Below are 19448 nucleotides of genomic sequence, written 5' to 3' on the forward strand. Positions count from 1 at the left end.
TCCAGACTAAGTAGGATGAAGGGGAAAAGCGGAAGGGGGAGACTATTTGCCGCGTTCGGACAGCATGTCCAACCCGACGGTCAAATCCAGAATGACGATAGCGATCACCGCAACCACAATCGTGGCGCCCGATACGGCTGCGATGGTCGGATCAATCGTGTACTGCACATAGTTGAAAAGTTTGACGGGGATGGTGTTCAGGTCCGCCGTTGTGTTGAAGATGGAAAGCTCCACGTTGATCCATGATGAGATGAACGCAAAGATGGAACCGGTGACGATGCCGGGGCGGATCTGCGGCAGCACCACCAGGAAGAACGTGGTCCAGGGATTGGCGCCCAGGTCGGCAGACGCTTCCTCCAGCGCGCGCTGCTCGGGCGTCAACAACGTCAACGTCGAGCGCAGCACGAACGGCGCGATGATGACGATGTGCCCGATCAACAGCGACAGGAAGCTGCGCGTCAAACCGAAGTACGCGCCGTACTGCAATAGCGCCGCGCCCAGCACGATGTGCGGCAGCACCAGCGGCGACATCAGCACCGACGTCAACGCCGCCTTACCGGGGAATTCGTAGCGCGCCACCGCCAGCGCGGCCGGCACCGTCAGCAGCACCGCCACAATCGTTGCCGCCAGCGCCAAAACCGTGCTGGCGGTGAACGCCGCCATATACCCGGCTTCGACCAGCAGCGTGCGATACCACTCCAGCGTCCAGCCTTGCGGCGGAAACGCCAGGTACGGCGTGGCCGTGAACGACGAACCCAGGATCACGATCAGCGGCAGGGCCAGATAGGCCAGCACAGCCAGCGCGATCAGGCGGATCAGATGGCGGGCGATCATCGTGCGGCTCCGGGCAAGGTGGCGGCGCGGTTGGCCAGCGCCACCAGAATCAGGGTGAACACCAGCAGCACCATGCTCAGCGCGCCGCCGTAATGGAAGTCGAACACCGAGCTGTATTGCTGGAAGATCAGCATGGACAGCACCGAGATGCGGCCGCCCGACAGCAGCGCCGGCGTCACGTACGCGCTGACGGCTAGCGTGAAGACGATGATGGCGCCGGACACGACCCCGGGCAGCGTCAACGGCCAGGTGATATGAAAGAACGTCGCGGCGGGGCTGGCGCCCAAGTCGGCAGACGCGTGTTCGCACGCCGGGTCCACGCGGGCCAGCGCATTGCCCACGGCCAGCACCACGAACGGCAGCAGCACATAGACCATGCCTATCAAAATGCCCAGCTCGGTGCCGATGAAGCGCACGGGGCGGTCGGCCGCGCCCATGCCCACCAGCGCCTGATTGACCAGGCCATTGCGGCCCAGCAGCACCATCCAGCCAAAGGCGCGCACGATGTTGCTGGTGAACAGCGGCACGACCAGCAAGATGACGCAGAAGCGCCGCCACGCCTGCCAGCGCACCACGCGCACCAGATACCAGGCCAACGGATAACCCAGGATCACGCAGACGACCGTGGTGAAGAACGCCAGCCGGAAGGTCACCAGAATCACGTCCCAGTGATATTGATCGGCCAGCACGCGCGTGTACTGCTGCAAGGTCAGCGTGGCGCCATCAGGGCCGCCCGTGATACTGGCCAACGCCACCACCGCCAGCGGCGCCAGAAAGAAGGCCGCGAAAAACAGCACGGGGGCCGCCAGCAGCAGGCCGGGTGAGAGCCAGGCGCGCCGGTTCATGGCTGCTCACCAATCAGATGCAGGTGTCCGGGCGCGAACGCCAGGCTGACGGCCGCGCCAGTCCGCAAGCCCGACGGCGCAATGCCGCCATGGCGCGCCACGACCGTCTGGCCGCCGATGTCGACATGGATCATGCTCTGGCTGCCCACGTTGATGACGTCGGTGACGGTGCCTGTCAACTGGCAGTCGGCGCTGCCGTCGCTCAAACGCAGGTCTTCGGGGCGCAGCACCGCCACGCCGCGCGACAAGGCGGGTGCGGCGGCCAGCGGCACGCGCAGGCCCTGCGCGTCCAGCCGCAACGCGTTGCTGTCTGCTGCGGTGAACGCCATGAAGTTCGCATCGCCGATGAATTCAGCGACGAAGCGGGTGGCGGGCTGACGGTAGATGTCGGTGCCTGCGCCCACTTGCTCGATACGGCCGGCATGCATGACGACCACGCGGTCGGCCATGGTCATGGCTTCTTCCTGGTCGTGCGTGACGAAGATGAATGCGATGCCCAGCTTGGCTTGCAGATGCTTGAGTTCCAGCTGCATGCGCTTGCGCAATTTCAAATCGAGCGCAGACAAGGGTTCGTCCAGCAACAGCAGCTTGGGCTGATTCACGATGGCGCGCGCCAGCGCCACGCGCTGCTGTTGGCCGCCGGACATTTCGCGAGGGTAGCGTGGGCCGAAGTCCGCCAGCCCGACCATGTCCAGCGCTGCGCGCGCGCGTTCCGCGGCCTCGGCTTTGGAGGCGCCTTGGCGCCGCGGGCCGTAGGCCACGTTTTCCAGCACGGTCATGTGGGGAAACAGCGCGTAGTTCTGGAAGACCGTGTTCAGCGGGCGGTGGTGCGCGGCCAGGCGGCTGATGTCCTGGCCATCGATCAGAATGCGGCCCGATTCCGGTTTCAGAAAGCCGGCAATCGAGCGCAGCAAAGTGGTCTTGCCGCAACCGCTGGGCCCCAGCAGGGCCACGAATTCCCCCTGCTGGATGTCCAGGTCGATATGGTCCAGCGCCTGGTAGGCGCCAAAGCGCATCGACACGCCTTCAATGGTGAGCAAAGCAGACATGTTCGACCCCGGCCTAGCGCTTGCGAGCAACCTGGCGGTTCCACGCATCGGTGACTTCAGCGCGGCGGCTGTTGATGAGGTTCCAATCGAACAGGCTCAAGTTCTTGACCGAGCCTTCCGCGCCCCACGGCAGCTTGCGGGCCACGTCCTTGGGCACCTGCACGTCCTTGACGGCGGGGCCCAGATACAAGCGCGTGGCCAGGCATGCGGCGGCGTCAGGCGTCAACGCCGTATTGATGAATTGCTTGGCGGCGGCCGCGTTGGGCGCACCCTTGACCAGATGCAGGCGGGCGTCGGTGGCCCACGCGCCTTCCTTGGGCACGGCAAAGCCGATGGGCAGGCCCTTGTCGATCAAGTCCCATGCGCCCACGTTGAAATGCGCGCCGATGATGGCTTCGCCGCTTTGATAGGCGTTGCTGGCCGCGCCCGAGCTATCGAAGAACAAGGCCGTGTCCAGCGAAGCCAGCTTGGTGTAGAGCGGCGCCAGATTGGAGGGGTCGATGGCGAAGACGCGGGCCAGGAAGAAGATGAACGGCACGCCAGACGAATTCGCGGGCGAGGGCACGGCGACCGCGCCCGCGTACTCGGGCTTCCACAGGTCTTTCCAACTGGTCGGCGCTTGCGGCACTTCCTTGGTGTTGTAGGTGATGCCCAGCGAGTAATAGCCGGTGCTGACCGCATAGGCGGCATCGCCATTGCGGTACACGCCCTGCTCAATCACGTTCTTCAGATTCGGAATGGCGGCGGGCTCCAGCGTGTCCAGCACGCCTGCCTGCGCGGCCAGTTCGCTGATGCCGCCGTCCATCCACGCGACGTCGATCGTCGGCGCGTTCTTCTGCTGTTGCAGCTTGGCCAGCGTGGTGGTCGACGTGCCCACTTCCGGCACCACGGTGACGCCCGTGGCCTTGGTGTAGGGGTCGGCGACGCAGGCGCGGAAGGCGTCGCCCCAATTGCCGCCATACCAGGCGACGGTGATCTTCTGCTGCTGCGCCATCGCTGGCGTGGCCAGCAATAGCCCGGCGCCCAGCAAGGCGGCGCCCAGTGCGCTGCGGTTCGGTGTTGCCATGTCGGATTCCCCTTGTCGATTTATTGGCGTGTCCTGCCCGTCCGTGTGGCCGAAACGATCCAAGACGTTGCCATAACTGCATCTTGGGTGATCCCCGGGAAAACGAGCTTGAAGGCACGGGACAAAAACTTGAATAATTGCGTCATGACTGCCGCCGCACCCCCCGCTTTTCCCACGTCTCCCTATGAAGATGGCGACGACGACTTGCCTCGGGGGAAACCCGCACTGACCGTCGGCATCGTGCTGATGGATCAATTCACGCTGGCCGCGTTCGCCGGTTTGGTGGATGTGTTGCGGCTGGCGGGCGACCACGGCGGACGCAGCCGGCAGATCCATACCGCGTGGCGCGTGATGAGCTGGGATGGCAAGCCGCGTTGCTCAAGCGCGGGGCTGACCATTGATGTGGCCGATAGCCTGCCCGCCGATCCTGCCGAGTTCGATTACGTTGCCGTGTGCGGCGGCAATGACTACATCAGCGGGCGCATGCCCGAACCGCTGCGCGATTGGCTGCGTCTGGCGGCCGCGCAACGCGTGCGGCTGCTGGGCATCTGCACGGGCACGTTCGCGCTCGCGCAAGCGGACGTGATCGGGCCGCGCACGGTGTGCGTGCATTGGAATGTGCTGGATGCGTTTCGCGAACGCTTCCCGCAGACGCGTGCCGTGGTCGACCGGCTGTTTGTGGATGAAGGCGACCTGATTTCGTGCGCGGGCTCCACGGCGGCGATCGACCTGGCCTTGTATCTGGTGGCGCGGCATTGCGGGCGCGACAAGGCGCAGCAGGCGATGCGGCACATGATGCTTCAGGGCGTGCGGCCGGGGCGTGTGCCGCAGGCGCATTTCCGCACCGACCTGTCGGGCATTCAAGACTTGCGCGTGCGGCAGGCGGCGCACTTCATCGAGCAGCGCATCGACAACCCGCCACCGCTGGATGCCATTGCGCGTTATGTCGGCGTGGGCCGCCGGCAACTGGAACGCGCCTTCCGGTTGGCGACCGGCATGTCGCCCATGGCGTTTCAGCGGCAACTGCGGCTGGAATACGGCAGCTGGTTATTGTTGAATAATCCTTCCAGCATCACGCAGATTGCGCTGGATTGCGGTTTTGCCGATGGCGCGCATTTTTCACGCGACTTTCGTGCGCACTTCGGTCTATCTCCCAGGCAGTATCAACAGGCCCGTGGCCAACAACCCGCTATCGGGCAAGAGGACGACGCCGGTATGTTTCTTGCGTAGCCCTCGGCTCACGCAAGGAGAACGGCATGACTTACGACCTTTGGTATTGGGACGGTATTCCCGGGCGCGGTGAATTTGTGCGCCTGGCATTGGAGGCTGGCGGCATTGCGTATCGCGAACGGGCGCGCGAGCCGGGCGCATCGGAAAGGTCGCTGATCGACGACATGCAAGCGCCACGCGCGCATCCGCCGTTTGCGCCGCCTTATCTGGTGGCGGGCAAGATGACCTTGGGCCAGACGGCCAACATTCTTTACTTCCTGGGTGAAAAACACGGGCTGGCGCCGGATTCCCTGGAAGGCCGGCTTTGGGTGAATCAATTGCAATTGACGATTGCCGACATGGTCACCGAGGCGCATGACACACATCACCCCATTTCCGCCGACGACTATTACGAAGACCAGAAAGAGGCGGCCGCGCAGCGTGCGCGAGGTTTCCGCGATGAACGTATTCCGAAATTCCTGGGGTATTTCGAACGCGTGCTGACTGGGCCAAACGCCTGGCTGGCGGGCGGCGAGCGCTGGACGTATGTGGACCTGTCGCTCTTTCATCTGGTTGACGGTTTGCTCTACGCCTTTCCCAAGCGCATGGGCACGGTCGCTTCGCATTATCCGAATGTGATGGCGCTACATGCGCGCGTGGCGCAGTTGCCAGAGTTGCAGCCCTATTTTTCCAGCAGCCGGCGGCTGGCCTTTGGCGATGGCATTTTTCGCCAGTATCGGGAACTGGACGCAGCGTGAGGGCGCGCGAACATACCGCAGGATAAGGCCCGAATTATTTTCAGTGCGTTAAATAATAGGGTCATTTGCCGCGTGTAAATGTGACCACTCAATCACCTTTCCGAGTATTGCCCGGGTAGCTTCGTATTAACCCTGATTGCCGCGCGGGCCAGGGCTTTCAGCACAAGTTGAATAATCCCTGAATCATTATTTTTTTGACATGGCTATCGGGAAGATGTTGAGAAAGCCTGGTTTTTAGGATTAAATATTTTCGACCGGATACATTCAGAAGTGCTTATGTTTTTTCCCACCCTGCCGTTACCGCAAAGGCAACGGACCAGCAGGGTGCTATGCATGCGGCGCGGCATGCACTGCCTACGCATGGGACGCGCCAGCGGTTTTGTTTTGACTATTTCGCTAGCGGTTTGTCAGCCACGTCGTCCCATCCTTGGCAGGAGACGCCACCATGCAATGGATCACTCTAAGCCGGCTATTTCGCGGAAACCGCGAACTGCCGAAGGCCGAACTCTACGGCCAGATCGAAGCGATTCACAAGGCGCAAGCCGTGATTGAATTCGATCTTCAAGGCCACGTGCTGATGGCCAACCAGAATTTTCTGGACACCATGGGTTATTCCCTGGACGAGGTTGTGGGCCAGCATCACTGCATGTTCGTCAACCCCGAAGAACGCGAATCCGCTGAGTACGCGGCGTTCTGGCACAAGCTGGGACAGGGCGCCTACGATGCGGGGCGATATCGCCGGGTTCGCAGCGATGGCCGCGATGTATGGCTGCAAGCCTCGTATAACCCTATTTTCGATAAGCGCGGCCGGCCGCTCAAAGTGGTCAAGTACGCCACCGACATCACTGAACAACAGCAGCGGCAGGCAGATACCGAAGGCCAGCTCGCCGCCATTTCAAAAGTGCAGGCGATTATCGAGTTTGAACTCGATGGCACGATCATCCGCGCCAATGAGCTGTTCCTGAACGCCGTGGGGTATCAGGCCGAGGAAGTCGAAGGTCGCCATCACAGTATGTTCGTGCGGCCGGAAGAAGCGCGCGGCGCGGCCTACAAGGAATTCTGGCGCAAGCTGCGCAGCGGCGAATACGACACGGGCCAGTATCTGCGCATCGGCAAGGGCGGCAGGCAGGTCTGGATCGAAGCCAGCTACAACCCCATCTTCGACGCCGAGGGCCGGCCCTTCAAAGTTGTGAAGTACGCCACCGACATCACCAAACGCTTCACCGCGGCGCAGACCTTGCGGGTGGCCGTGCAAGGGCTGACGGAAAACGCCGAACGCGCCAGCCAGGCCAACGCGCTGGCGTTGGACGCGAGCCAGGTCGCCGAGCAGGGCGGCAAGACCGTGAAGGGCGTGGTGCAGACGATGGGCGCCATTACCGAAAGCTCGCGCCGCATCTCCGAGATCATCGGCGTCATGGACGGCATCGCCTTTCAGACGAACATCCTGGCGCTGAACGCGGCGGTCGAAGCCGCCCGCGCAGGCACGCACGGCAAGGGCTTTGCCGTGGTGGCGGCCGAGGTGCGCAGCCTGGCGCAGAACAGCGCCGCGGCCGCCAAAGAAATCAAAGGGCTGATCACGACATCTGTTGAGCAAATCGAAAGCGGTGCGGGCCAGGTGCAGTCGGCAGGAGCGACGATGGAAGACATCGTGGCCTCGTCGCGCCGCGTCACGGAGATCATGGCGGAAGTGGTGAATGTGTCACTCGCCCAGTCCGCCAAGCTGGGCGACGTTACCGAAGACATCACGCAGATGACGGCCGAGGCCGCGCAGACGTTGCGGGCCACGCAAGCGGCCGCGGATGCCCAGGCGGCGCGCCAGCATGTCGGCTTCGTCAAGCCGGTAACCGCCACCGTGCGCGCCAGGCCGGCGGCCAATACGCCGCTGCCGCCCAAGCCCGTGCTGGAGTACGTGCGGTATTGAAGACTGCGCTATAAAGACGGTATTGTCTGAATCCCAGGCCTGGGCCGGAACCTTCCCGCCCGGGCCACGTTATTTGTAGCGCCCCGTCCATGACTGAATCCGAAGCCCTGGCTCTTGCCTCGCACCGCCATTACAAAGGCGGCCTGTACCTGTATGTAGGCACCGCCCGCCATTCCGAAACCGAAGAATCGATGGTGGTGTATGAACATCTGTGGCCGCACGAGCGCGGCTTGTGGGTGCGGCCCGCAACGTTGTTCTTCGGCAAGCTGGCGGATGGCTCGGCGCGTTTTGCGCCGCTGCACCCGGCGTCGTAACGCCGTGACGTTCTACAACCGGCGTCCGCGCACGCCCGGCGTAACGGCTACGCTTGCGCCCGGCGTCTCGCGTCCGCGCGCAACCAGCAGCCGCGGCACGGGCGCCCGAACCCAAGCCTCGGTGGCTTTGGCATCCGCGTTGCAAGCCCTGCGCGGCCCGTTCATCGTGGCCGACTTGGAAACCACCGGCCTGTCCACGGCCACTTGTGAAATCCTGGAGTTCGCGGCGGTGCGCGTCGAAACGTGCGGCACGTTGGCGCGGGAATACACCCAGGTGGTTCGCACGATGTCGCCCGTGCCGTCTTTCATCACACGGCTGACCGGCATTACCCAAGCGGAAGTCGATCGCCACGGTGTGCCGATGGTGCAGGCGTTTTCATCATTTCTTGAATTCGTCGAAGACCTGCCGGTGTTTTTCCACAACGCGTCGTTTGACCGGCGGTTCCTGGGCGCAGCGGCGGACCGCAGCGGCCTGCCGTTCGCCAACCCCACGCATTGCACGCTGGCCTTGGCGCGCCATGCCTGGCCGGAACTGCCGTCGCACAAGCTGGAAATTCTGGCGCGCCATGTGGGCGCATCCAATCCGACTCACCGCGCGTTAGCCGACGTGCGCACCACGGTAGCGGTGGCGCTGGCGGCCCATTCGCGCCTGGCGGCGGGCGAAGGCTGATTCCCTTCGCCGCTTGCTTTGATTTTTCGGGAAGCGTTCATGTCCGACCTGGAACAGATCAAACTTGCTTTGCGGGCCTTCACCGCCGAACGCGATTGGCAGCCGTTTCATTCGCCCAAGAACTTGGCCATGGCGGTGTCGGGCGAAGCCGGCGAACTGGTATCGCTATTTCAATGGCTGACCGAGGCGGAGTCGCGCACCTTGACGCCGGAACGTCTGGCCGATGCGGCCGATGAGATCGCCGACGTGCAGATGTATCTGGTGGCGTTGGCCGATCAGTTGGGCATCGATATTGCCGCGGCGGTGTCGAGCAAGATGGTGAAGAACGCGCAGAAGTATCCGGCGGACCGTTTTGCGGGCAGCGCGCGCAAGTACAACGATCCGCCCGCAGAGGCGTAGCCGTCAGATCACTTTCTGTTCGTGATGAACTTGCGGCGGCTCTACGAAAAAGCCCGCCACCAGCTTGCGCCATTCCTGGAAGTCGGCCGATTCACGGAAATCCACCATGTGGTTTTCCACCGTTTCCCAGTCAACGACCAGCGTGTAGCGCTGCGGCTGTTCAATGCTGCGATACAGCTCCATGCCGTGGCAGCCGCGCGCGCGCAAGAACAGCGGCTTGGCCTGCGCAACGCCTGCTTCGAACAGCGCTTCCTGCCCTTCGCGGACATGGATGCTGGCAATCTCCTGGATCATGACGGTGTCTCCAATTAATTGGGGCCAGGGTGGTCCTGGCCGGCCGGAGTAGTATGGCTGAAAATTCCAAATCCAGCCTGTCCGATGACTCCTCGAGCCGTAACCTTGACTCGTCTTATTGCTGTTCGCCTGCTCTGGTATGCCGCTATTGGCGTGATCGCTTTTCTGGCCTTGTCGCTGCACACACAGTTCAGCGTGGTGGTCGTGCTGTCGGCCATCGCCATCTACATTCCCTTGTCGATGCTGTGCCTGCCGCTGATGGCATGGTTGAGCTGGAACCGAGGCGTGCGCGGCCCCTTGCGTGGGCTGCCGTCAACGTGGCCCGCTTGGTTGACCGCAATATTGGGCATCGTGTTGTTGGCCAGCTATCACGTGCTGGCCGATCTTGATCTGGCCGAATGCGGTTTCCTGCTGCTCTTGGTGGCGGGCGACTTGTGGCTGGCGCGGCGTGAGGCTGTGCAGTTCTTCCGCGTGGCCTCGGCACAGCAAAGCTGACAGTAAGCCTAAAGGTCATCAACGACTTGCCCGTCGGCGTGTGCGCTAGCCGCCTTGTCCGAGCGCGCGGGCCATCTTCCCATCCATAAAGTTGAACCGCGCGTTGGCGCGGGGCGCATCCTCTGCGCCTTTCATCCGCCATACGCATGGCGCCGCGAGCGCGTGTTCGTCTTTTTCGCTGCATGTTTTACATGTGGTTCTCGTCCACAAAGACGCGGTCCCCCGTTTAGCCGATATCGACGTGCCTAGGACGGAGCAATCATTCCGTACCAATACGAAAGTCCCACGCCCAACGTCGTTGTCAGGCGCGCAGCCAGGACGTAGCGGTCCGCGCCGGTCGGCCACCGGCACCTGTGCATCCGCTTCAAACGGATCAGGAGGAGCTCAAATGAAAAAGCTCGCAGCAGTCGCAGCGTTGTCATTGTTTGCCGCGTCGGCCTACGCCAGTGGGCCAGGCGGTCCGTCCGTGTCTGTCACCGGCCATGCCGGCACGATCAATGGCACGGCCTCGTCCATCTCCACGGGCAGTTCGGTCGTGGCTACCCAGGTCAACGGCTACGGTTCGTCCAGCCAGACTTCGTTTGGGGAAACGGGCGGGGTCGCGCAAGTGGGCGGGACGTTCAACCGTGACGGCACCACGGTCGTGACCAGCACGCGGCAGTACGCCACCAGCGAAACCTACGGCCACGTGTCGGGCAATGCGCCGATCATGGTGGGCGATAGCATCGCCAACGGCGGGGCCTCGTTCGGCCAGACGGAAACCAAGGCGTCGGCCACGGGCACATTCGCGTCCGCAAACATTGGCGCGTTTGGGGCGATTGGCGGTGTGGGCTCGATGGGCCACATCGGTGGTTTCAATCACTGACCCAATTATCCGGACGGCTTCGGCCGTCCGGGCGAGGGGACATCATGAAGAACATTGTGCTTGCAGTCTCTCTGTCGCTTGCGGCTTGCACGGCCATGGCGCAGACCAGCAATTCCAGTTCGACGACGTCCGCGTCGTCAGGCTCGACCAATGCCGGCAACAACCAGGGCATTACGCTGAACTCCAACAACAGCGGGTCCAGCACCGTAAAGACGGTGCCGCCGGTGGGCGGGCAGAGCTTTTATGGATCGTTCTCGTCGGACAGCTGCATGGTGTCCGCCGGCGGTGGCGGTTCCGTGGTCGGGTTCGGGATGAACATCGCCATCCCGATCGAAGACCAGAAATGCAGCCTGCGGCGCAACTTCGAACGCACGATGCAGGCGGCCGCGTCCACCAAGGACGCCGACCGTTCACGCCGTCTGGAGACGGCGGCCATCGATATCCTGTGCCAGACCGACGACCGCACCAAAGCCGCGTTGGTGGCGCAAGGGCTGTGTACGAATCCCGCCCTGACGACGGCCGATCATCGCTTTGACACCACGGCGGTTGCGCAATCCGCGCCGACGTCGACCGCCGCTGGTGCGCCCGCCGCGCCCGTGCAATTGCAGTCGCAATTGCAGCCCCAGGTTCAGCCCCAGGTGCAGCCGCCGTTGCAGTCGCAAGCGCAATTGCCGTCACAAGCGCAGTTGCCCGTCACGGTGGCGCCGGTGCAGGTGTATCCGGTGCAGACGGCGCAAGCCACGGCGCTGGCGTCGCCCCCCCTGCGCAACCCGCGTCTGGATCGCCAGAAGTTCGCGGACCTGTATTCGCCGGGCTAAGCCACGCCCTCGATCAGCTGGAGGCCGGCGGCGCGACCCCGCCGGGCGCACTCCCGCCAGGGGCAACCCCGCTTGGGGTGTCCCCGCCCGGGGCAAGCCCGACGGCCTGCGGCGCGGAAGCCAGCAACATGGTGGGCGGCGACGATACCTCCAGGCCCGCATCGTTCAGCCGCTTGAGCACGGTGAAGAGCAACGCGCTGCGCACGCCATAAGCGGCGCGCGGCGACGACACATAACCCTTCGCGTTGAAGATCAGATGGCCGTTTTCGATGCCGTCCAGGAACACATTGGGGGCGGGCGTGTCCAGCACGTCCTCGTGATCGCCAAACGCCTGCAAGATCAGTTCACGCACTTGCTCGGCATCGGTCGATAGCGGCAGCGGCAGCTTGATCTGCACCAGGCCCAGCGGATTCGACCGCGTCACGTTGCGCACCGTCTTCGTCACGAACTCGGAGTTCGGCACGATCACGGTCGAGCGGTCGCCCATCTGGATTTCCGTGGCGCGCACGTTGATGCGCAGAATGTCGCCTTCGACGCCGCCCAGCGATACCCAGTCACCCACTTTGACGGGGCGTTCGGCCAGCAGGATCAGGCCCGACACGAAGTTCTGCACCACCGCTTGCAAGCCAAAACCAATACCCACCGACAGCGCGCTGGCAATCCACGCCACGCGTTCCAAGCCGATGCCGGCCGCTGACAGCGACAAGGCAAACGCGATAACAAAACCGGCATAGCCGAACAAGGTGGCGGCCGACAACTGCATGCCCGGGTCCAGCTCGGTGGTGGGCAGGTAGCGGTTCGACAACCAGCGCTTGAGCATCTTCACGCTCAGCAGCGACAAGGCCAGCACGATCAGCGCCTGCAATACCGCGCCGGGGCGGATCTGCGCTTCACCAATCGCCAGGCCTTTGCGCAACTGATCAAACCGCTGGATCAAATCCATCGGCCCTTCGCCAAACGGAGCCAGCAGCAGGATGACTGCCAGCAGGCCCACGGCCACACGGCCCACCCCGGACAACAGCACGGCCGCCTGATCGCGCAGGCTGGGGCCTTCGTTTTCGCCTTCGCGGTGCGACGTGCCAAGCAGCGTGCTGAAGCCGTCTTCGATCAGCGTGGACAGCAGGTAGGCGGAGGCCAGAATAATCAGCACCCACAACACTTGCTTGGCCAGGAAGGCGCCAAAGGCCACATAGCCCGCCAGCAGGCTGGCCAGCCCCAGGATCAGCACGGTCCAGACGGCGCCCAGCAGCAGCGAAATCCAGAAGGGCGCCGGCGCGTCGTTCTCTTGAATGCTCTGGCGGCGCAAGCGGCGGCTGATGGACAACACGACGCCCATCGTCGCCATGATCAGCACGGCGACGATGCCCGTCAGCGTGATGGTCGTGGTCAGGCTCGCATTCAGCAACACGGGCAGGCGTTCCGCCAGCCAGATCATCACCACCAGCGTGCCCAGCAAGTTAGGCAGCCAGCGCAGCCGCGTGGCAACCGCGTCGCTGATGGGCGGCAGGCGCCATGATGGGCGATGCGTCGACAGCAGCGCATTGCCCATCCCGGACACATATCCGCCAAAACACACGGTAGCCACCAGCGTTACGAGCAGCGCGGAGGTGTTGTCCGAAAGCTGGGAGTTCCAGTCCAGGCCAGTCTGGATCAGCAGCGCGACCAGGCCCGGCGTGGCCACTGACAGCACCACTTGCGCCACCGCCAGGAACGAGCGGCGCAGCCGTCCCGGCGGCACCCGCGTGGCGGTCAGACGCAAGATGAGCCGGCCGATCCAGACGCGCAGCGCAATCACGCCCGCGGCTGCGGCCAGCAGCAGCAGCCATCCCCATTTGGGCGTCTGGCCAACGGCGGTGGACAAGTCGGTGCCCAAGGCTTCCAGCCGTTCCAGGTCGCTCGGAAACTCTTCGCGGAACTCCTTCCAGAACTGGCCGGACAGGAATGAATCGCGGCGTTCGCCCAGGCGCGCCTGGAATTGCTTGCGGCGTTGCGCCGACACCTGTTCGGCGGTCTGCGCGGCATCCACGGACAAGAGGCGCGCCAGTTTGATCTGCGCATCCAGCGCGCGGCTGTTTTTCTCCAGCTGCATGCGCTGGGCGGCGACATCGGGCGCTTCCTTGGCGCCTTCCGGGGGCGATCCCAATTCACTGAGCCGGGCGGTCACGCTGGCCAGTTGCGGGGTCAGCGCTTCGCTGGCCGCGTCCGCCTTGGATTGAATATCGAGGGCGTCGCTGCGTTGCTGCATCAGCGTGGCGTCGTCGGTTTCGTCCGCAATGCGCTTGCGGATGTCGTCGATTTGCTTGCGGGCGGCAGCCAGCACGGTTTCCGTTTCAGCGGGCGTGGCGGGCGGCGCCGCAAACGCCGGCAATAGACAGAGCGTCAGGAACAACGCCGCAAGCATTGCGGCGAAATGGGGCGTGCGGATGCGGCGGGCGCGCAAGAACAAGGGGAGGCTGATCTGGGTCATTTTCTAAGGGCGAGGCACTCGCGTCGAGGCGGCAGCATAACGCCATTGGCCCCCGTCCGTTGCAACAAAAACTAGTGCTTTGTCCCCTGTTTTTTTGTATCGGTACGGAGGCGTGTTGCCTCAATGCGCCGGGTGCAGAAAAAGGGCCGGATCGACGCTAAGGCCGACGCGGCAGGGCCGTGGGGGCGCCCTTGGCAACCCACATTTACCAGGGATTCAACTGGGCTCAGGCGATGAGGCCTCGGGGCAGAGCCTTCCTGGGTTTGCCCAGCACGGAATCACAGACGTCCAACCACGCACGGGCGGCAAACGACAAATAGCCCGATTGCAGCCAGATATGGCCCACTTCCCACTGCATGCCTGACTTGGCCAGCTTGGCCGTGCTTAGGCCCCGCGTCTTCATGCGCTGCATCAGCGGTTCGGGCAAGAGCGCCACGCCAAGCCCGGCAGATGCCATCGCCACCAAAAAGTCCCAATGCGCGCTTTGCGCCGCGATGCTGGGTTGAAACCCGGCGTCGGCAAAGGCTTGCCGCAAGCGGCGCGTGATGGCGAAGTCATCGGTGGGAATCAGCAGCCGGGTGTCGCGCAGGGCGCTCAAGGGCAGGGACGTCTTCCCGGCCCACGGCGCGTCGGGCGGGCCGATGACCCAGATCGGATAACTGCCGAACGCCTGCGCCGTCAGGCCGCTATCGGCCGCAATGGGCAGAATCGTGGCGCCGACTTCCAGTTCGCCGCTGGCCACCAGGCCTTCAACCGCCTGGCCCGTGCCTTCGCGCAGCGTCAGGTGGATGCCGGGATGCAGCTCGCGAAAGCGCTTCACCACCGGCGTGAACAGCAGATTGATCATCGGCGGAATGCCGACTTCCAGCGCGCCACGATGCAAGTCGGCGGTCTGCCGCAATTCCTCGGACAACTGCCGCATGGTCTCCAGCACCTGCAAACCGCGCTGGTACATGACGCGCCCGGTATCGGTCGGGCGGGCGGTGTGGCCGTCGCGGATCAGCAGCGGCGTGCCGGCTTCTTCTTCCAGCTGGCGAATCATCTTGCTGACGGTGGACTGCGTAACGAACAAGGCCTTCGCCGCCTGCGTAAAGCTGGCATGCCGAACCGTTTCGACGAAGTACCGCAATGCGCGCACATCCATTCCGGGCTCCTGGGCGCATGGCGCGCAAAACCATCAATCAATGAAAAAAACGACTGGATTGAATGATTTTAAGTCATTACGAGATTTGAGCCGGCGTTCCTATACTGCCGAAAATTCATTCCGGGGTGGGCATGCGCCAGCACCGGGATATCGGGAAACGCCGCGACAGACGGCGTCCGGGCTCGCAGGCGGCATCGCCGCGCCCGGCCGCAAGCCGTTGGCCTTTAAATTTGGAGACATCATGCATCTGGACCGTATTCGCCACCCTGGGCTGCACGCCAAGATCACATCCGCCGAGCAGGCGGCCTTGCTGGTTCAGGACGGCATGACCGTCGGCATGAGCGGTTTCACGCGCGCGGGAGACTGTAAGTCTGTGCCGGCGGCCCTGGCCAGCCGCGCCGAACGCGAACCGCTGTCGATCACGCTGATCACGGGCGCGTCGCTGGGCCACGACACCGACAAGATGTTGGCGCAAGCCAATGCCCTGGCGCGCCGCATGCCGTTTCAGGTCGACACTACGCTGCGCCGCAAGATCAACCAGGGCGACATCGCCTTCATTGACCAGCACTTGTCTGAAACGGTCGAGCAATTGCGCGCGGGTCATCTGGGCCGCATCAACGTCGCCATCATCGAGGCGGCCGCCATCACCGAAACCGGCGCCATCGTGCCGACGATGTCGGTCGGCAATTCGGCATCGTTCGCGCAGCAGGCGGACAAAATCATCATCGAACTGAACGTGGGCGTGCCCGCCGCCATCGAAGGCCTGCACGATATCTACGTGCCGGCCGACCGCCCCGCGCGCCAGCCGATTGGCTTGGTGTCGGTGGACCAACGTATTGGCCAGCCGTTTATCGAAGTGGACCCCGGCAAGATCGCCGCCATCGTCATCACGCATGAGCCGGATAGCCCGTCCAACGCCTTGCCGCCGGACGATGAAACCAACGCCATCGCCGGGCACATCAATACGTTCCTGCGGGGCGAAGTGGACGCGGGCCGCCTGACCAACGCGCTGCTGCCGTTGCAGGCGGGCATCGGCACGATCGCCAACGCGGTGCTGCATGGTTTTGAGTCTTCGGACTTCGATAACCTGACGATGTACTCCGAAGTGCTGCAAGACAGCGCGATTGAATTGCTGGACCAGGGCAAGCTCGCGTTCGCGTCGGCCTCGTCGATCACGGTGTCCAAACCTGTTTATGACAAGATCCTGGCCAACATGGAGCACTACCGCGAACGCATCGTGCTGCGGCCGCAGGAAATCAGCAATGCGCCCGAGCTTGTGCGCCGTCTGGGCATCATCGCCATCAACACGGCGTTGGAATTCGATATTTACGGCAACGTGAATTCCACGCACGTGGGCGGCACGCACATGATGAATGGCATCGGCGGGTCGGGCGACTTTGCGCGCAATGCGCATCTGGCGATCTTCGTGTCGAAATCCATGGCCAAAAACGGCGACATCTCCAGCGTGGTGCCCATGGTGTCCCACGTGGATCACACCGAGCACGATGTGGACGTGCTGGTCACCGAATGCGGCTTGGCCGACCTGCGTGGCTTGGCGCCGCGCGAACGCGCCCGCGCCATCATCCAGAACTGCGTGCATCCGTCTTATCGCGCGGCGCTGCAAGACTATTTCGACCGCGCCTGCCAGCGCGGCGGCCAAACGCCCCATCTGCTGGAAGAGGCATTTTCCTGGCATCAGCGTTTCAACGAAACGGATTCCATGCAGCCCGCGAAGCCCACGGCACGCAAGGCGGCCTGAACCCGCACGTTTTTGCCGCCGCCGTCTCGGCGTCCGCCAGGAGCCGTCTAGGCGTCGGATTCCGGCTGCGTCGTGACAAGCGCGCAGCGGGACAATTCCAGCTCTTCGTGCAGCCATTGCTTGAGCGCCACCAGCGGCGCCCAGTCGCGCAGGCTGGGCGGGTAGACCAGGTGATAGGTTTGCGCCTGTTCGTAATGCACGCTCATCGGCGATATCCGCACCAATCTGCCTGCGCATAGCGCGTCCGCGGCAAGGAGTTCGCGCCCCAGCGTGATGCCCAGCCCCTGTTCGGCGGCTTGCAGCATCATCCCCGCATCGTTGAAGGTCGCCACCGGCGTGACCGGCGTGCGCACACCCGCCGCGTTGAACCAGTGCTGCCACATCTCGCGTTCCCCCAGCAAGGGCTGACGCGCGAGCGTTTGGGGCGAGTTGTCCTCCAGCGCGGCCGCCGTTTCCGGCGAGGCCAGCGCAATCAGGGGTAACGGCATATCAAATAGCGGCTCGGATTCGGTGCCCGCCCACGGGCCGCGTCCAAACCGAAGCGCCGCATGAAAACCATCGCGCACCAAGTCCACGACTTGCTGCGACGTTTCAATCTCCAGCGATACGCCAGGATTCCGCAAGCGCCACCGGCTCATGCGCGGCAAGAGCCAGCGTTGCGCAAAAGAGGGCAGGACCGACACGCGCAGGCGCTGTTCGCTGCCGGTGGCCGCCGCGGCTGCGGCCATGACCCCTTCGTCCAGCAACGATAGGGCGCTTTGCACACTGCACAACAGCGCGGCGCCCGCGCTATTCAGCACAATCCCGCGCCCGCTGCGTTCAAACAAAGGGAAGCCCAATTGCTCCTCAAGACCTTTGATCTGCTGGCTCACGGCACTGTGTGTCAGGTGGAGCCGATCGGCTGCGGCGCGCAAATTTTGCAATTCGGCAACGGCTCGGAAGGCGGGCAGGGTATTCAGAGGCAAGCGCATGGCGGGCTTTCAGGGGAAAAATCGATTCGGTTAGCTTAGCTGACCAATAGCCCAAAAACAATTCGATTTTCACCCGGGTATTGGGCGATTACGCTAACCAAAACGTCGGAAACCAAGGAGCCGATTATGTCCGCCCAACCTTGCATTGCCTCTTCCTCTCTCTTTGAGTCTGCTGCCAAACCCTCCCAACAAGTGCCTGCGCCGTTCGCTGCCCCCGCTTCGGTGGCGGTGACGGCGGATGCCCCGCATAAGACGCGCGCTATGGGTGGGCTGCTGGGCAAGCTGATTGCTGCGGTCCGGCAATGGCGGCTGAAGACACGCATGCGTAACCAGGCCGCCGATATGGACCCGCATATCATGCAAGACATCGGGGTACCGGACTGGCTGGTGAACGAAACCACCCTTCATCGCGAGCTTAGCCGCCTGCGGGATGCAGACTACATGCGCTGGTAGGCGCCATTGTCGATGGGCGGCGGTCCAGAGCCAAATTCGCCTCTCTATATATATAGAGAGAAGTGCCAGGTTGAGGGGCTCTCTATATAGGGAGAAGTGCCACGTTGGGGGCCTCTATATATATAGAGGGGCGTCTCCCCGTTTGGCGGCAGTACAGTTCAGTAGAAATATTTGCTGCACGGACATGACAGCGCAAAAACTTGTGCTATAGTCTCGCTCCTTCGCAGTTCAGACAGTTTGAACCGCGAAGACAAGGCAAGCGCAACAGGCCAAGCAGGGGTCTCCAGAAGGGGAAACAAGCCAAGCCTGCCGCGAGGACTCAGAAATGAGCTCTAAGCGGTTATTGCAAGGATTGCGGCAAATTAGGCAAAAGCCAGTTGCACAATCTGCAAAAATCGTGCTATAGTCTTGGGCTTGGCTGGTGATGAAGATTTAGGGTTTACCCGAATCAAGTTGCTAGCCACCTGAGCAGTAACCAGCCCCTGAATTCAGGGCCAAAGCTAGTGCGAAAGCAAAAGCGGCGGGTTGCAAGATAGGATGCAAATTAGGCAAAAGCCGGTTGCATAATCTGCAAAAGTTGTGTTATAGTTTCAGGCTTGGCAGTTGCCGAAAACTTAGGGTTTACCCTGATATTTCGATAGCTGCTAAAGAGAGGCAGACCTGAAGGGGTTGCAGGCAAGGCGGTTGAGTGAGCCGAAAGGCGAAACGAAGCTGACTTGACAAGCGATAAAAACTCCTTCATAATCTCGCTTCTCTGCTGTTGAAAACAGCAAGCGACGCAAGGCAAAAGCCGCAGCGACGCTGGCGGGTTCAGCAAGTAGCAGTAAAGAATTTAGCAGTACCGCTCTTTAACAATTAAACAACCGATAAGTGTGGGCGCTTGATGCGAGTGCATCGTGACTTCGGTCACAAGCACAATGAAATCAAGTGCTCACTAGAAGTGAAGTACCTTAGACGTCAAGTTTAAGAACATACCTCACTTCCTTTGAGTAGCGACGTATGACCTGGTTCGGATTTATTCGGACCAAGAATACGAAACAAATACAGAGATTAAACTGAAGAGTTTGATCCTGGCTCAGATTGAACGCTAGCGGGATGCCTTACACATGCAAGTCGA

General features: G+C 62.6%; 19 protein-coding genes and 1 rRNA gene. 12 read left to right on the forward strand and 8 right to left on the reverse strand.

Features of this window, described 5'->3' with window-relative positions; translation table 11 throughout:
* Positions 1-42 precede the first annotated feature (42 nt).
* Genes ACFZAI_RS07035 through ACFZAI_RS07050 form a run of 4 tightly spaced genes read right to left on the reverse strand, consistent with a single transcriptional unit; the run spans position 43 to position 3794 of the window.
* Positions 43-834, reverse strand: a complete 792-nt coding sequence (locus tag ACFZAI_RS07035) for an ABC transporter permease (protein WP_391566221.1) — start codon at positions 832-834, stop codon at positions 43-45.
* Positions 831-1679 (reverse strand): ABC transporter permease, encoded by an 849-nt coding sequence (locus ACFZAI_RS07040; protein ID WP_391566222.1) that lies wholly within the window; start codon positions 1677-1679, stop codon positions 831-833. Before ACFZAI_RS07040 ends, ACFZAI_RS07035 begins: the two co-directional genes overlap by 4 nt.
* Complete coding sequence (locus tag ACFZAI_RS07045) at positions 1676-2728, reverse strand: ABC transporter ATP-binding protein (RefSeq protein ID WP_391566223.1); 1053 nt, start codon at positions 2726-2728, stop codon at positions 1676-1678. Before ACFZAI_RS07045 ends, ACFZAI_RS07040 begins: the two co-directional genes overlap by 4 nt.
* Before the next feature lie 13 nt (positions 2729-2741).
* Complete coding sequence (locus ACFZAI_RS07050) at positions 2742-3794, reverse strand: ABC transporter substrate-binding protein (protein ID WP_391566224.1); 1053 nt, start codon at positions 3792-3794, stop codon at positions 2742-2744.
* A 144-nt stretch (positions 3795-3938) separates the two neighbouring features.
* Between ACFZAI_RS07050 and ACFZAI_RS07055 the strand changes: the two genes are divergently transcribed.
* The 6 genes from ACFZAI_RS07055 (at position 3939) to ACFZAI_RS07080 (ending at position 9065) form a co-directional block, all read left to right on the forward strand.
* Positions 3939-5024: a GlxA family transcriptional regulator gene (locus tag ACFZAI_RS07055; RefSeq protein WP_391566225.1), complete on the forward strand. Its 1086-nt coding sequence runs from the start codon at positions 3939-3941 to the stop codon at positions 5022-5024.
* Between the two features lie 26 nt (positions 5025-5050).
* A complete protein-coding gene (locus ACFZAI_RS07060; RefSeq protein ID WP_391566226.1) occupies positions 5051-5761 on the forward strand; it encodes a glutathione S-transferase in 711 nt (236 codons plus the stop codon).
* Positions 5762-6206: 445 nt separating this feature from the next.
* On the forward strand, positions 6207-7682 hold the full coding sequence (locus ACFZAI_RS07065) for a methyl-accepting chemotaxis protein (protein WP_391566227.1): 1476 nt from the start codon (positions 6207-6209) through the stop codon (positions 7680-7682).
* A gap of 89 nt (positions 7683-7771) precedes the next feature.
* Positions 7772-7996 (forward strand): DUF1653 domain-containing protein, encoded by a 225-nt coding sequence (locus ACFZAI_RS07070; RefSeq protein ID WP_391566228.1) that lies wholly within the window; start codon positions 7772-7774, stop codon positions 7994-7996.
* A 4-nt stretch (positions 7997-8000) separates the two neighbouring features.
* Entirely contained in the window at positions 8001-8666 is a 666-nt protein-coding gene (locus ACFZAI_RS07075; protein WP_391566229.1) for a PolC-type DNA polymerase III, read from the forward strand.
* A 39-nt stretch (positions 8667-8705) separates the two neighbouring features.
* Entirely contained in the window at positions 8706-9065 is a 360-nt protein-coding gene (locus tag ACFZAI_RS07080; protein ID WP_391566230.1) for a nucleotide pyrophosphohydrolase, read from the forward strand.
* A gap of 3 nt (positions 9066-9068) precedes the next feature.
* Here the strand turns inward: ACFZAI_RS07080 and ACFZAI_RS07085 are convergent, their stop codons facing one another.
* Positions 9069-9359 (reverse strand): antibiotic biosynthesis monooxygenase, encoded by a 291-nt coding sequence (locus ACFZAI_RS07085; protein WP_020926874.1) that lies wholly within the window; start codon positions 9357-9359, stop codon positions 9069-9071.
* A 105-nt stretch (positions 9360-9464) separates the two neighbouring features.
* On the opposite strand from ACFZAI_RS07085, the gene ACFZAI_RS07090 reads away from it, so the two are divergent.
* The 3 genes from ACFZAI_RS07090 (at position 9465) to ACFZAI_RS07100 (ending at position 11537) form a co-directional block, all read left to right on the forward strand.
* Positions 9465-9854, forward strand: coding sequence for a hypothetical protein (locus ACFZAI_RS07090; RefSeq protein ID WP_391566231.1), 390 nt, complete (start codon positions 9465-9467; stop codon positions 9852-9854).
* Positions 9855-10242: 388 nt separating this feature from the next.
* Entirely contained in the window at positions 10243-10719 is a 477-nt protein-coding gene (locus ACFZAI_RS07095) for a hypothetical protein (protein WP_391566232.1), read from the forward strand.
* Positions 10720-10763: 44 nt separating this feature from the next.
* Entirely contained in the window at positions 10764-11537 is a 774-nt protein-coding gene (locus tag ACFZAI_RS07100) for a hypothetical protein (RefSeq protein WP_391566233.1), read from the forward strand.
* 13 nt (positions 11538-11550) lie between these two features.
* Here the strand turns inward: ACFZAI_RS07100 and ACFZAI_RS07105 are convergent, their stop codons facing one another.
* Both ACFZAI_RS07105 and ACFZAI_RS07110 read right to left on the reverse strand, forming a co-directional pair.
* On the reverse strand, positions 11551-14004 hold the full coding sequence (locus tag ACFZAI_RS07105; RefSeq protein WP_391566234.1) for a DUF3772 domain-containing protein: 2454 nt from the start codon (positions 14002-14004) through the stop codon (positions 11551-11553).
* A 226-nt stretch (positions 14005-14230) separates the two neighbouring features.
* A complete protein-coding gene (locus tag ACFZAI_RS07110; RefSeq protein WP_391566235.1) occupies positions 14231-15148 on the reverse strand; it encodes a LysR family transcriptional regulator in 918 nt (305 codons plus the stop codon).
* A gap of 241 nt (positions 15149-15389) precedes the next feature.
* On the opposite strand from ACFZAI_RS07110, the gene ACFZAI_RS07115 reads away from it, so the two are divergent.
* Positions 15390-16907, forward strand: a complete 1518-nt coding sequence (locus ACFZAI_RS07115) for an acetyl-CoA hydrolase/transferase family protein (protein ID WP_391566236.1) — start codon at positions 15390-15392, stop codon at positions 16905-16907.
* A 47-nt stretch (positions 16908-16954) separates the two neighbouring features.
* Here the strand turns inward: ACFZAI_RS07115 and ACFZAI_RS07120 are convergent, their stop codons facing one another.
* The gene (locus ACFZAI_RS07120; RefSeq protein WP_391566237.1) at positions 16955-17878 is read right to left on the reverse strand and encodes a LysR substrate-binding domain-containing protein; all 924 of its coding nucleotides are present in this window, start codon (positions 17876-17878) and stop codon (positions 16955-16957) included.
* A gap of 126 nt (positions 17879-18004) precedes the next feature.
* On the opposite strand from ACFZAI_RS07120, the gene ACFZAI_RS07125 reads away from it, so the two are divergent.
* Both ACFZAI_RS07125 and ACFZAI_RS07130 read left to right on the forward strand, forming a co-directional pair.
* Positions 18005-18331: a hypothetical protein gene (locus ACFZAI_RS07125; RefSeq protein WP_391566238.1), complete on the forward strand. Its 327-nt coding sequence runs from the start codon at positions 18005-18007 to the stop codon at positions 18329-18331.
* Between the two features lie 1052 nt (positions 18332-19383).
* Positions 19384-19448 (forward strand): 16S ribosomal RNA (locus ACFZAI_RS07130); the annotation flags it as partial.

Origin of the sequence: Achromobacter sp. NPDC008082 (assembly GCF_042957345.1) — a bacterium.
Lineage (GTDB): Bacteria > Pseudomonadota > Gammaproteobacteria > Burkholderiales > Burkholderiaceae_B > Achromobacter > Achromobacter kerstersii_A.

What these genes read in the sequence shown, in the direction of transcription:
- ACFZAI_RS07070 (WP_391566228.1), top strand. Translation starts at nt 7,772, where the DNA reads ATGACTGAATCCGAAGCCCTGGCTCTTGCCTCGCACCGCCATTACAAA.
- ACFZAI_RS07035 (WP_391566221.1), bottom strand. Translation starts at nt 834, where the DNA reads ATGATCGCCCGCCATCTGATCCGCCTGATCGCGCTGGCTGTGCTGGCC.
- ACFZAI_RS07055 (WP_391566225.1), top strand. Translation starts at nt 3,939, where the DNA reads ATGACTGCCGCCGCACCCCCCGCTTTTCCCACGTCTCCCTATGAAGAT.
- ACFZAI_RS07050 (WP_391566224.1), bottom strand. Translation starts at nt 3,794, where the DNA reads ATGGCAACACCGAACCGCAGCGCACTGGGCGCCGCCTTGCTGGGCGCC.
- ACFZAI_RS07115 (WP_391566236.1), top strand. Translation starts at nt 15,390, where the DNA reads ATGCATCTGGACCGTATTCGCCACCCTGGGCTGCACGCCAAGATCACA.
- ACFZAI_RS07085 (WP_020926874.1), bottom strand. Translation starts at nt 9,359, where the DNA reads ATGATCCAGGAGATTGCCAGCATCCATGTCCGCGAAGGGCAGGAAGCG.
- ACFZAI_RS07045 (WP_391566223.1), bottom strand. Translation starts at nt 2,728, where the DNA reads ATGTCTGCTTTGCTCACCATTGAAGGCGTGTCGATGCGCTTTGGCGCC.
- ACFZAI_RS07060 (WP_391566226.1), top strand. Translation starts at nt 5,051, where the DNA reads ATGACTTACGACCTTTGGTATTGGGACGGTATTCCCGGGCGCGGTGAA.
- ACFZAI_RS07105 (WP_391566234.1), bottom strand. Translation starts at nt 14,004, where the DNA reads ATGACCCAGATCAGCCTCCCCTTGTTCTTGCGCGCCCGCCGCATCCGC.
- ACFZAI_RS07120 (WP_391566237.1), bottom strand. Translation starts at nt 17,878, where the DNA reads ATGCGCTTGCCTCTGAATACCCTGCCCGCCTTCCGAGCCGTTGCCGAA.
- ACFZAI_RS07040 (WP_391566222.1), bottom strand. Translation starts at nt 1,679, where the DNA reads ATGAACCGGCGCGCCTGGCTCTCACCCGGCCTGCTGCTGGCGGCCCCC.
- ACFZAI_RS07080 (WP_391566230.1), top strand. Translation starts at nt 8,706, where the DNA reads ATGTCCGACCTGGAACAGATCAAACTTGCTTTGCGGGCCTTCACCGCC.
- ACFZAI_RS07110 (WP_391566235.1), bottom strand. Translation starts at nt 15,148, where the DNA reads ATGGATGTGCGCGCATTGCGGTACTTCGTCGAAACGGTTCGGCATGCC.
- ACFZAI_RS07095 (WP_391566232.1), top strand. Translation starts at nt 10,243, where the DNA reads ATGAAAAAGCTCGCAGCAGTCGCAGCGTTGTCATTGTTTGCCGCGTCG.
- ACFZAI_RS07125 (WP_391566238.1), top strand. Translation starts at nt 18,005, where the DNA reads ATGTCCGCCCAACCTTGCATTGCCTCTTCCTCTCTCTTTGAGTCTGCT.
- ACFZAI_RS07100 (WP_391566233.1), top strand. Translation starts at nt 10,764, where the DNA reads ATGAAGAACATTGTGCTTGCAGTCTCTCTGTCGCTTGCGGCTTGCACG.
- ACFZAI_RS07065 (WP_391566227.1), top strand. Translation starts at nt 6,207, where the DNA reads ATGCAATGGATCACTCTAAGCCGGCTATTTCGCGGAAACCGCGAACTG.